Annotated in this window: 11 protein-coding genes; 3 read left to right on the forward strand and 8 right to left on the reverse strand. The window is 64.7% G+C overall.

Features of this window, described 5'->3' with window-relative positions; all coding sequences use genetic code 11:
* Positions 1 to 127: 127 nt before the first annotated feature.
* The 5 genes from H8A92_RS37695 to H8A92_RS37715 form a co-directional block, all read right to left on the reverse strand.
* Entirely contained in the window at positions 128 to 856 is a 729-nt protein-coding gene (locus tag H8A92_RS37695) for an ABC transporter ATP-binding protein (RefSeq protein WP_229200311.1), read from the reverse strand.
* Positions 849 to 1,616: an ABC transporter ATP-binding protein gene (locus H8A92_RS37700; RefSeq protein ID WP_229200312.1), complete on the reverse strand. Its 768-nt coding sequence runs from the start codon at positions 1,614 to 1,616 to the stop codon at positions 849 to 851. The genes H8A92_RS37695 and H8A92_RS37700 overlap by 8 nt, the downstream gene beginning before the upstream one ends.
* Positions 1,609 to 2,556, reverse strand: coding sequence for a branched-chain amino acid ABC transporter permease (locus tag H8A92_RS37705; protein WP_229200313.1), 948 nt, complete (start codon positions 2,554 to 2,556; stop codon positions 1,609 to 1,611). Before H8A92_RS37705 ends, H8A92_RS37700 begins: the two co-directional genes overlap by 8 nt.
* The gene (locus H8A92_RS37710; RefSeq protein WP_229200314.1) at positions 2,553 to 3,470 is read right to left on the reverse strand and encodes a branched-chain amino acid ABC transporter permease; all 918 of its coding nucleotides are present in this window, start codon (positions 3,468 to 3,470) and stop codon (positions 2,553 to 2,555) included. The genes H8A92_RS37705 and H8A92_RS37710 overlap by 4 nt, the downstream gene beginning before the upstream one ends.
* A gap of 230 nt (positions 3,471 to 3,700) precedes the next feature.
* A complete protein-coding gene (locus H8A92_RS37715; protein ID WP_050426229.1) occupies positions 3,701 to 4,873 on the reverse strand; it encodes an ABC transporter substrate-binding protein in 1,173 nt (390 codons plus the stop codon).
* Positions 4,874 to 5,264: 391 nt separating this feature from the next.
* Here H8A92_RS37715 and H8A92_RS37720 point away from each other — a divergent pair, with 391 nt between their 5' ends.
* Entirely contained in the window at positions 5,265 to 5,813 is a 549-nt protein-coding gene (locus H8A92_RS37720) for a hypothetical protein (protein ID WP_229200315.1), read from the forward strand.
* Between the two features lie 201 nt (positions 5,814 to 6,014).
* Here H8A92_RS37720 and H8A92_RS37725 read toward each other — a convergent pair whose 3' ends face one another.
* Entirely contained in the window at positions 6,015 to 6,911 is an 897-nt protein-coding gene (locus H8A92_RS37725; protein WP_229200316.1) for a sigma-70 family RNA polymerase sigma factor, read from the reverse strand.
* Between the two features lie 44 nt (positions 6,912 to 6,955).
* The gene (locus H8A92_RS37730) at positions 6,956 to 7,264 is read right to left on the reverse strand and encodes a hypothetical protein (RefSeq protein WP_095731156.1); all 309 of its coding nucleotides are present in this window, start codon (positions 7,262 to 7,264) and stop codon (positions 6,956 to 6,958) included.
* 177 nt (positions 7,265 to 7,441) lie between these two features.
* Here H8A92_RS37730 and H8A92_RS37735 point away from each other — a divergent pair, with 177 nt between their 5' ends.
* The gene (locus H8A92_RS37735) at positions 7,442 to 8,848 is read left to right on the forward strand and encodes a DHA2 family efflux MFS transporter permease subunit (protein WP_229200317.1); all 1,407 of its coding nucleotides are present in this window, start codon (positions 7,442 to 7,444) and stop codon (positions 8,846 to 8,848) included.
* A 115-nt stretch (positions 8,849 to 8,963) separates the two neighbouring features.
* Positions 8,964 to 10,238, forward strand: coding sequence for an NAD(P)/FAD-dependent oxidoreductase (locus H8A92_RS37740; RefSeq protein WP_229200319.1), 1,275 nt, complete (start codon positions 8,964 to 8,966; stop codon positions 10,236 to 10,238).
* A gap of 228 nt (positions 10,239 to 10,466) precedes the next feature.
* On the opposite strand, the gene H8A92_RS37745 is transcribed toward H8A92_RS37740, so the two are convergent.
* Positions 10,467 to 10,661, reverse strand: a 195-nt coding sequence (locus H8A92_RS37745; RefSeq protein WP_229200320.1) for a hypothetical protein, incomplete at its 5' end; no start/stop codon positions are given.

Here is a 10,661-nt window from a genome sequence, read left to right on the forward strand (position 1 = left end):
CCGGGACCCATACGCCGCGGCGGATATTGTGAACGGGAACGTCGTTCCAACATCGCGCAACAAGCAGCATTTGGGTTATGGGTCCCGGCCTTCGCCGGGACGACGTTGGAGAGAGCCGCGTCCAGCCTCAAATCCCCAGATACTTGTGCTGTAGATCCGGCTCGGCGATCAGCTGCTCGCTGGTGCCGCTCCACACCGTCTTGCCGCGCTCGATGATGTAGTGACGGTCGGCGATGCGGGCGAGGTTGCCGACGTTCTTGTCGATCACCAGCACCGATTGCCCGCGTCCCTTCAGCATCGACAGGCAGCTCCAGATCTCGTCGCGGATCAACGGCGCGAGGCCTTCGGTGGCCTCATCGAGGATCAGAAGCTTCGGGTTGGTCATCAGCGCGCGGCCGATCGCGAGCATCTGCTGCTCGCCGCCGGACAGCGTGACGCCCATATTGCCGGTGCGCTCGGCGAGCCGCGGAAACAGCGCATGGATATTGTCGATCGTCCACGGATCGGGAACGCCGAGCCGATTTCCTGAGGCGGCAACGAGGTTTTCGCGCACGGTGAGGTTCGGAAAGATCTGGCGTCCTTCCGGCACCAGGCCGATGCCGAGCTTGGCGATCTTGTAGGACGGCAGGCCGCGCACTGCCTCGCCGGCGAAACGAATGGCGCCCGCGCGCGCCGGCGTCAGGCCCATGATGGAGCGGATGGTTGTGGTCTTGCCCATGCCGTTGCGACCCATCAGCGCGACCATCTCGCCCGACTTGATCTTGAGCGACAGGCCGAACAGCACCTGGCTCAAGCCGTAGCAGGTCTCGATCCCATCGACTTCGAGCAACGTTTCAGCGGCTTTTGATTCAGTCATGGCGCGTCACCGCATGCTGCTCGCCGAGATAGGCGCGCTTGACCTCTTCGTGCTTGCGGATGGCGTCGGGCACGTCGCAGGCGATGACGCGGCCATAGACCAGCACCGTGATGCGGTCGGCCAGCGCGAACACCGCCTCCATGTCGTGCTCGACCAGCACGATGGTGACTTCCTTGCGCAGCTCCTTCAGCAGCGCGACCATCCGCGCCGACTCGGTGACGCCGAGCCCGGCCATCGGCTCGTCCAACAGCAACAACTGCGGCTTGGTCGCAAGCGCGACCGCGAGCTCGAGCTCGCGCTGCTCGCCATGGCTCAACTGCGAGACCACGATATCGGCGCGCTGACCGAGGCCGACGCGCTCCAGCGCTGCGCGTGCGGTGTCGCGCAGATGCCGCTCCTTGCGCGCATTGCCCCAGAAGCGGAAGGAGTGGCCGTCATGCGCCTGCGCCGCCAGCGCCACATTGTCGATCGCGGAAAAGTCCTTGAGCAGCGAGGTGATCTGGAACGAGCGCGCCAGCCCCAGCCTGGAGCGCGTGTAGGACGGCAGGCTGGTAACGTCGCGGCCGGCGAAGTAGATGGTGCCGGAATTCGGCATCACCTGCCCGGTCAACTGGCTGATCAGCGTGGTCTTGCCGGCGCCGTTGGGGCCGATGATGGCGTGCAGCTCGCCCGGTATGACCTCCATCGAGAGGTTGTCGGTCGCGGTGATGCCGCCGTAGCGACGGACCAGGCTGTCGACGCGCAGCAAGGGATCAGCCACGGCTCATCCTCCCGAGCAGGCCCATGATGCCGCCGCGCGCGAACAGCACGATCAACAGCAGTACCGGGCCGAGGATCAGTCCCGAGAACTCGGTGAACTGCGACAGCAGCTCCTCGAGCAGCAGATAGACGATGGCGCCGACGACAGGTCCGAACAGCGATCCCATGCCGCCCAGGATCACCATCACCATCAGGTCGCCGGAGCGAGTCCAGTACATCACCGCGGGGCTGACGAAATCGGTGTTGTTGGCAAGCAGCGCGCCGGCCAGGCCGCAGATCGTGCCGGCAATGACGAAACAGACCAGGCGGTAACGGTTGGCATGGAAGCCGATCGCCTGCATGCGCTGCTCGTTGGAGCGGACGCCCTGCACCACGAGGCCGAAACGCGAATTGACGATGCGCCAGATCAGATAGAGGCCGCCGAACAGGCAGGCCAGGCAGAGATAATAGAACTGGTTGCGATCCGACAGGTTGATCAGGCCGGCAAAATCGCTGCGCTTATAGACGGTCAGACCGTCGTCGCCGCCGTAGCGCGACAGCGCGGAGGCGACGTAATAGGCCATCTGCGCAAAGGCCAGCGTTATCATGATGAAATAGACGCCGCGGGTGCGCAGGCTCAGCGCGCCGATCAACAGCGCAAACAGCGCCGACACCACGAGCGCCACCGGCCACTGGATGAAGCCGGAGCCGATGCCCTCGGCGGCGAGGATGCCGACGGCATAGCCGCCGATGCCGAGATAGGCGGCATGGCCAAAGCTCATCATGCCGCCATAGCCCATGATCAGATTGAGGCTCGCGGCGGCGAGCGCATAGATCGTGATGCGGGTGAACAGCGTGAGGATGAAGATGTTGCCGGTGGCGGCCGAGTAGACCGGCAGCAGAATGAGCGCGGCGCACATCAGCGCCGCGACCGCATTGGAGGCGTTGAGCTTGGGCATCATCGTTTGGCCGCCGGGAACAGCCCCTCGGGCCGCAGCACAAGGATGATGGCCATCAGGAGATAGATCAGCATCGAGGACAGCGCCGGCGCCGCGGTCGAGGCCGCCGCCCCGCTCAGCACCTTGCGCAACAGGTCAGGCAGGAAGGCGCGCCCCATCGTGTCGATGATGCCGACGAAGATCGCGGCCATGAACGCGCCGCGGATCGAGCCGATGCCGCCGATCACGATGATGACGAAGGCCAGGATCAGGATGTTCTCGCCCATGCCGATCTGCACGGTGAGGATCGGCGCCTGCATCAGCCCGGCGAGACCGGCGAGCGCCGCGCCGAGGCCGAACACCAGCGTGAACAGCAGCTTGATGTTGATGCCGAGCGCCCCGATCATCTCGCGGTTGGAGGCGCCGGCGCGGATCAGCATGCCGATGCGGGTGCGCATCACGACCAGATAAAGCATCGCAGCAACCGCCAGTGCGACCGCGATGATCATCAGCCGGTAGGCCGGATAATACACGCCGGGAATGATCTGCACCGGCACGGTGAGCCAGGCCGGCAGCGGCAGCGCGAGACCGGCCGGACCCCAGATCAGGCGGACGGCGTCGTTGAAGAACAGGATCAGGCCGAACGTCGCCAGCACCTGATCGAGATGGTCGCGGCCATAGAGATGCCTGAGCGCGACATATTCGAGCGCGATGCCGAGCAGCAACGTGGCGCCGAGCGCTATCAGCGCGCCCAGAACAAAACTGCCGGTCCAGGCGACGAAGGTCGCCGCGAAATAGGCGCCCATCATGTAGAGCGAGCCGTGCGCCAGATTGACGAAATCCATGATGCCGAAGACCAGGGTCAGTCCGGCCGCCAGCAGAAACAGCAGCAGGCCGAATTGCAGGCCGTTCAGCAGTTGTTCGACGACGAGATACATCGTGAGGCTACGTCACCTTGAGCGAAGCGGGGATGGGCGCACACAGACGCATTGCACGCTGCGTGTTCTCCCTCGCCCCGCTGTTGCGGGGAGAGGGTTGGGGTGAGGGGCTATCTCCACGAGCTGATTCGCGGAGAGTCCCCCTCACCCGATTGCTTCGCAATCGACCTCTCCCCGCAAGCGGGGCGAGGTGAAGAGAAGCAAGCCGCGCGCCAAGACGGCGCAAAAGATCACTTCATCGAACACTTGTCGTGGAATTTGTCCTGGTCGTCCTTGACGATGGTCGCGACCGTCTTCAGCGAGAGCTGGCCGTCGGCGTCCTTGACCACGTCCTGCAGATAGAAGTTCTGGATTGGAATGTGGTTGTTGCCATACTTGAACGGGCCGCGCAGCGACTTGAAGTTGGCCTTCTCCATCTCCGCCTTCATCGCGTCCTTCTTGGTGAGATCGCCCTTGACAGCGACGACGGCGCTGTTGATCAGCTGGGCGGCGTCATAGGCCTGGGCGCCGTAATAGGTCGGGCGCAGGCCGGGATACTTCTTGCGGTAGTCCTCGACGAACTTCTTGTTCTCGGCGTTCGGCAGGTCGTTGACCCATTCTTGCGCGCCGGGAATGCCGATCGCGTTGTCCTTCTGCAGCGGCAGTGACAATTCGTCGACGGTGAAGGCGGTGTAGAGCGGGATCTGCGCCTTGATGCCGGCCTGGGCGTACTGGTTCAGGAACTGGACGCCGGCCGCGCCGGGATAGAACACGAAGATCGACTCCGCCTTGGAGTTGCGCGCCTTGGTCAGCTCGGCGGAGAAGTCGAGCTGGCTCGGCCACACCGTGTATTCCTCGCCGACCACCTCGCCCTTGAAGGTGCTCTTCACACCCGCGAGCATGTCCTTGCCGGCGGCGTAGTTCGGTCCGATCAGGAATACCGACTTGACGCCCTTCTGGTTCATATAGAGGCCCATCGCGGCGGGTGTCTGGTCGTTCTGCCAGGAGGTCGAGAACACGTAAGGCGAGCACAATTCGCCGGCGAGCTGCGACGGACCGGCATTGGCCGAGATCAGGAAGGTCTTCGAATCGACCGCGGTCTTCAGCGACGCCAGCAGCACGTTCGACCAGATGTAGCCGACGATGAAGTCGACCTTATCGGACTGCACCAGCTTCTCGGTCTTCTGCTTGCCGACGTCGGGCTTCTGCTGGTCGTCCTCGTAGATCACCTCGACCGGCTTGCCGTCGATCTTGCGGCCGAGATGGTCGAGCGCGAGCTCGAACGAATTGCGCATATCGTTGCCGATCACGGCGGTCGGACCGCTGAAGGTCGAGACAAAGCCGATCTTGACGCTGTCAGCCGCCGTCGCGGGCTGCGCGAGCGCCAGAGCCATGGCGCCTGCCAGCCAAAATGCCTTTTTCATATTCACTCCCCTCCTCAACCAAATATCCCGCCAGGCCTAATCGAGGCCCGGGGCCACGCTTTGCGCGCGTCGTTCTGTGACGTATTTTGTGCGCGATATCGCAAGTGTGCAGCAAGCACGAACCGACGGCCCTCGATTAGAACCTTCGGCGCATACCCAGCACCTTGCATCATAATTCGTCCAAATTGACCATGGCAAGAAATATAATGCCGGTTGCGTGGGCAACGATTGTCGCAGGCCTGCCCCCCTCCCTCCGACGACCCGCGCCTGCACTGCAGCGGGCTTTAACGATCCGGTAAAGCAGGCGGAAACCACAGGCCGGCTCGTGATGGCGGGCTTCACGGTCCGGAAAGCATCGCCGGGCGAGGTTGCCGCCAAAGGGGTGCGTCACATGCTGAATTACATCTTCGGCTTCAATGCCCGGATGGGCCGGTTGGCCTTTTTCTTCTGCACCTTCGTGACGGGCATCGGCTTTATGATGCTGGTCTACGGCATCACCGGCAATGCGCCGGCGAGCGGCAGGACGGACGTGCTGCTGGCGCAGGCATCGAGCAGCCCGGCGTTGATCTTTGCCTTCTATGGCATGCTCGTCATCTGCTTCATTCTGCAGTCGATGCGGGTGCGCGACATCGGATGGGATCCGGTCTGCGTGATGGCGGCATGGATCGCCCTCATGGTGCTCGACAGGGCAATTGCCGGACGATTTCCCGAATATGCGCTGACCTATCAGCACACCACAACCGTGGTCGGCACGGCCGTCAACGGCGTGATGAACCTGGTCCTGATGTTCTGGCCGGGCCGCGGCCATGTCGATGAAGCGTCGCCATTGCCGCGCGAGAACGGCGGCGAGGGCATGTTTGAACGAAACAGCGCATCGGCCGCAGCCGGCAGCCGCATGGCGCGGATTGCCAGCGGCGAATTCGGCGGCAAGACGCGGTAGCCGAGTTGTCTCAGCATCGTCGTCCCTGCGAAAGTGTATGGTCCCTGCTGATTGGTTGGATGGAATCGGTGTAGAACGAGGCGTGGCCTTTGTCAGGGAGCGCCTGGTGTCATGGAACTGAACCTGCACGCGAACGCCGGGACGACACCGAGTCTGTGGCGCAATTGGTGCTCCACCTGTTGAGCACCGCGCCCGGTCCGTCTACCCCTGATCCACCACCCACTCAGCGCCGTCGATTGCATAGGGCGCGTGGCGGAAATCCCTGATCGTCGCAACCATGTCGGCCGACCAGTCGAGCAGCATGAACGAGCGCGGCGGCGCGTCCAGGGCGTTCGGATCGAACACCAGGATCGCGGGACGTCCCTCGACCTGCCCGGCCACCAAATGCCAGTCGTCGATCTTCGCATAGTTGCCGAAGTAGCGTGACACCTCGGCCTTGCCGTTCAGCCGCGTCCGGTTGACGAGCTCCAGCCTGATGTCATCGGCGATCATGGCGCGGATGGCATCGAAATCGCGGGCGTTGAAGCGGCTGACATAGGCGTTCAACCTGGTGCGATCGGCCGGCGACAGGCCCGGCCGCGGCGCATCATCGGGCTCGCTGGCGAACGCGCGCAATTGCGTGCGTCCGCGATGCAGCGCGGCCTTCACCGCCGGCAGGCTGAAATCCATGATGCCGCAGACCTCCTGCAACGAGCAGCCGAGCACATCCATCAGGATCACGCTGGAGCGCTGCGCCACCGGCAGGCGCATGAAGGTGCGCAAGCTGCTTGCCGCGATCTCGCGACGGCTGAAATCATCGAGCTCTTCAGCCATCATGTCCACCTCCTCCGAAGAGTGGAGCGCGTCCTGGCGGTTGCGCCGCCTGAGGAAATCGAGCGCGGTGTTGTGCGCGATCCGAAACAGCCAGGCTTCCGGGTTCTGGATCGGGGCCGCGGACGCGAAGGCTTGCATCGCCTTGATCAGCGCGTCCTGCAGCACATCCTCGCCGTCGATCACAGATCCGACCATGCGGGCGCAGTAGCGATGCAGCCTTGGCCGCATCGCCGCCAGCAGCGCCTCGACCTCGGCCGCGGCCGGCGCTTGGGGTGATGACGTCATGATGGCTCCGCCAGATCGGTTCAAGGCTCGCCGGTTCGCTCGGTTCACGGCTCATCCAGCATACGATAATTCCCGACAATCACCGCACTGCGAACCAGCGGCGGCTCGGCGCAACGATCCCGGATGCCGTCCTGGAAGGCCTGGAACGCGGCGAGCTTCGGGATCGGGCTCGAGCCGTCGTCGGCCGCGGTCTCGACCATGTGGATGAAAGTGTCGTCCTCCAGCCGCAGGGTCATGTAGCGCACGCCATCCGGGCTCGCCGCCTTCAGCTCGGCAAACACCGCCGCAACCAGCGCGGCGTTCTTCTCCGCCAGCTCCGGTTTGGTCTTGTACCTGATCAGGGTCCGTCTCATCGCAAGCTCCTTGGCCTGGTTCTGCGGCCCGAACCGGCCGCGTCAACCCCAAGGACGTTTGCGGACGGCCAAAGGATGCGGTCCGGCAAAAATATTTTCGGGCCGCATCCTTTGCCCGTCCCGGCTCGTCTTGCCTGCGAAGCGCTGCAGCCTGCGGCACGTCAACGGAGAACGACCATGCAGACCCCTGAACAGGGCGCCGAGCAGCGCTGGGTGCTCGGCCTCACCGCGCTGGCATCCTTCATGACGGCGCTGGACGCCATGATCATGACCACGGCCTTCGCCACCATCCGCGCCGATTTCGGTAGCCGGGTGGAGACGCTGCAATGGACCGTCAACGCCTTCAACCTGACCTTCGCGGTGCTGTTGCTGACAGGTGCTGCGCTCGGCGACCGTTTTGGGCGGCGCAGAATGTTCGCGGCCGGAATTGGCCTGTTCGTCGTGGCATCCGCAGCCTGTGCGCTGGCCGGCAACGCCGCGGCATTGATCGCCGCCCGCGCCCTGCAGGGCGCAGGCGCGGCGCTGGTGATGCCGCTGGCGATGGCGATCCTGAGCGGCGCGTTCGGCCGCGAGGAGCGCGCCCGCGCGCTTGGCATCTTCAGCGGCATCACCGGATGCGCGCTGATCATCGGCCCCGCAATCGGCGGCTTCATCACCGAGCATCTCGGCTGGCGCTGGATCTTCTGGATCAACTTGCCGATCGGCCTGATCGCGATTGTGCTTGTGATGGCGCGGCTGCGCGAAAGCTTTGGGCCAAAAGCGCCGCTCGACATCACCGGACTGTCGCTGGTCGCGCTCGCGGCACTCGCCCTGGTCTGGGGCCTGCTGCGCGCCAACAGTGTCGGATGGGCCAGCGCGGAAGTCGCCGGAGTGCTGATCGCCGGCGTCGCGCTGGCGGTGATCTTCGTGCTGTGGGAACTGCGTACGCCAAGCCCGATGGTGCCGATGCGGCTGTTCACGGCAAGGCCGTTTGCATCGGGCATGGTTGCGAGCGTGCTGTTCTATGCCGCGATGTATGGCGTGTTGTTCCTGCTGCCGCAGTTCCTGCAGATCGCGCTCGGCTTCGACGCCTTCGGCGCCGGGCTGCGCCTGATCCCGTGGACCGCGACATTGTTCGTCACAGCGCCGATCGCCGGCGCCGTCGTCAATCGCTTCGGCGAGCGCACGCTTGTCGTGACCGGCCTCCTGATGCAGGCGATCGGTCTCGGCTGGATCAGCGAGATCGTGAGCCCGACAGTGCCTTACCCCGCGCTGGTTACGCCGCTGGTGCTCGCCGGCGTCGGCGTCTCGATGGCGATGCCGGCCGCGCAGAACGCGGTGCTCAGCGCTGTCGCGGTCAGCGAAATGGGAAAGGCGTCCGGCATCTTCAACATGGGCCGCTTCCTCGGCGGGATGTTCGGGATCGCGGCGCTGGTGGCGAGCTTTTCCGCCAATGGCGCGGCCGATTCATCCGGACATTTCACCAACGGGTTCGCTGCGGCGATGAGCCTTGCGGCGACGATGTCGTTCGCCGGCGCGGTTGCGGGATTGTTCCTGCCGATGCGACGACGGGTGGTCGCGGCGGCTGCACCGCAGGACGCGTGAGACGCGCGGCGATTGGCTTTTGCTATCGGGCGATCGGGCATTTCGTGTTGGAATGAGGCCGCGAATGATTACATAATCAGACGACGAAGCCGTTCGAAACCGAGGGCGACATCAGATGACGCAAGCGCCGGCCAAACCTCATCGCGTGGTGATCGTCGGTGCGGGCTTCGGCGGACTAGAAGCCGCCTTCGGTCTCGCGGGCGCGCCGGTCGAGATCACGCTGATCGACCGCCGCAATCACCATCTGTTCCAGCCGCTGCTCTACCAGGTTGCGACCGCTTCGCTTGCGACCAGCGAGATCGCCTGGCCGATCCGCTATCTCCTGCGCGACCGGCCCGAGGTGACGACGCTGTTCGCCAATGTCTGCGGCGTCGACGCCGCGGCGAAGCTGGTCGAGCTCGACGACGGCGGCAGCATTCCCTACGACACGCTGATCCTCGCCACCGGCGCACGCCACGCCTATTTCGGCCATGACGAATGGGAGCCGTTCGCACCCGGCCTGAAGACGCTGGAAGACGCCACCACATTGCGGCGGCGCATCCTGGTCGCCTTCGAGCGCGCCGAGCGCGAGACCGATCCCGACAAGCGCGCGGCGCTGCTCACCTTCGTCATCATCGGCGCCGGTCCGACCGGCGTCGAGATGGCCGGCACCATCGCCGACCTCGCAAAGGATACGCTGGCTCCGGACTTCCGTCACATCGACACGCGCAAGGCCCGCGTGGTGCTGATCGAGGCCGGGCCGCGTGTGCTGGCCGGCTTCCCCGACGATCTCTCGGCCTATGCGCAAGCGTCGCTGGAGAAAATCGGCGTCGAGGTGATGCTGGGCGAGCCGGTCACCGAATGCTCGGCCGATGGCGTGGTGTTCGGCGGCAAGCGGCTGGAGGCCCGCACCATCGTCTGGGCCGCCGGCGTGCGCGCCTCGCGCGCCGCCGAGTGGCTGAACGCGCCGGCGGATCGCGCGCATCGGCTGCAGGTCGAGCCGGATCTCACCGTGCCGGGCCATCCCGATGTGTTCGCCGTCGGCGACACCATCACGATCAAGGGCCCCGACGGCAATCCGGTGCCCGGCATCGCGCCGGCCGCCAAGCAGGAAGGGCGCTACGTCGCCGCATTGATCAAGGCCCGGCTCGACGGCAAGACCCTGCCGCCGTTCCGCTACAAGCACGCCGGCAGCCTCGCCCAGATCGGCAAGAAGAAGGCGGTGATCGATTTCGGCTGGCTCAAGCTGCGCGGTTCGCTGGCATGGTGGATCTGGGGTCTCGCCCACATCTACTTCCTGATCGGCGTGCGCCACCGGATTGCCGTTGCGATGAACTGGCTCTGGATCCACACCCGCGACCAGCGCGCCGCGCGGCTGATTACGCAAGGCAGCAGCAAGGTCGCGCAGTAGCATTCGCACAACATCTGACCGTCACCCCGAAGATGCCGCTTAGCGGTCGCATGACCGCTAAAGGCCATCAAGGAACATGTCCGCTGGGACATTCGGCCGGCAAGGTGGCGGGCAAGACGAGGCCGCTTCTCCGCGTAAGGATCCGATTGCGCTTTACGCTACGAAGCTGTGCCTCTCGTACCCCTCACCAGGATCCTTTCCGTCCGGTCGATCGCCAATCAGTACGGTCTAGGCATGCGGCTGCGTCAGTTGGGCCTGCATGGCAACTGCGGCAGGCTCCGTGATCAGCGTTCCGCCATGACCGTCACCAGTCGCAACGAAACTGTTGGCGGCGTACTGGCCAAGCAGCGCAATCTGGGCCATGTGCGTGCCGTCGCCGACGCTGAGGGTTCCTCCTGTGCCGCTGCTGTTGGCCGAGAAGCC

This window comes from Bradyrhizobium acaciae (assembly GCF_020889785.1).
Lineage (GTDB): Bacteria > Pseudomonadota > Alphaproteobacteria > Rhizobiales > Xanthobacteraceae > Bradyrhizobium > Bradyrhizobium acaciae.

Excerpts from the sequence above, each read along its gene's own strand:
- H8A92_RS37730 (WP_095731156.1), bottom strand. The coding sequence starts at position 7,264 with ATGAGACGGACCCTGATCAGGTACAAGACCAAACCGGAGCTGGCGGAG.
- H8A92_RS37720 (WP_229200315.1), top strand. The coding sequence starts at position 5,265 with ATGCTGAATTACATCTTCGGCTTCAATGCCCGGATGGGCCGGTTGGCC.
- H8A92_RS37695 (WP_229200311.1), bottom strand. The coding sequence starts at position 856 with ATGACTGAATCAAAAGCCGCTGAAACGTTGCTCGAAGTCGATGGGATC.
- H8A92_RS37735 (WP_229200317.1), top strand. The coding sequence starts at position 7,442 with ATGCAGACCCCTGAACAGGGCGCCGAGCAGCGCTGGGTGCTCGGCCTC.
- H8A92_RS37725 (WP_229200316.1), bottom strand. The coding sequence starts at position 6,911 with ATGACGTCATCACCCCAAGCGCCGGCCGCGGCCGAGGTCGAGGCGCTG.
- H8A92_RS37715 (WP_050426229.1), bottom strand. The coding sequence starts at position 4,873 with ATGAAAAAGGCATTTTGGCTGGCAGGCGCCATGGCTCTGGCGCTCGCG.
- H8A92_RS37740 (WP_229200319.1), top strand. The coding sequence starts at position 8,964 with ATGACGCAAGCGCCGGCCAAACCTCATCGCGTGGTGATCGTCGGTGCG.
- H8A92_RS37710 (WP_229200314.1), bottom strand. The coding sequence starts at position 3,470 with ATGTATCTCGTCGTCGAACAACTGCTGAACGGCCTGCAATTCGGCCTG.
- H8A92_RS37705 (WP_229200313.1), bottom strand. The coding sequence starts at position 2,556 with ATGATGCCCAAGCTCAACGCCTCCAATGCGGTCGCGGCGCTGATGTGC.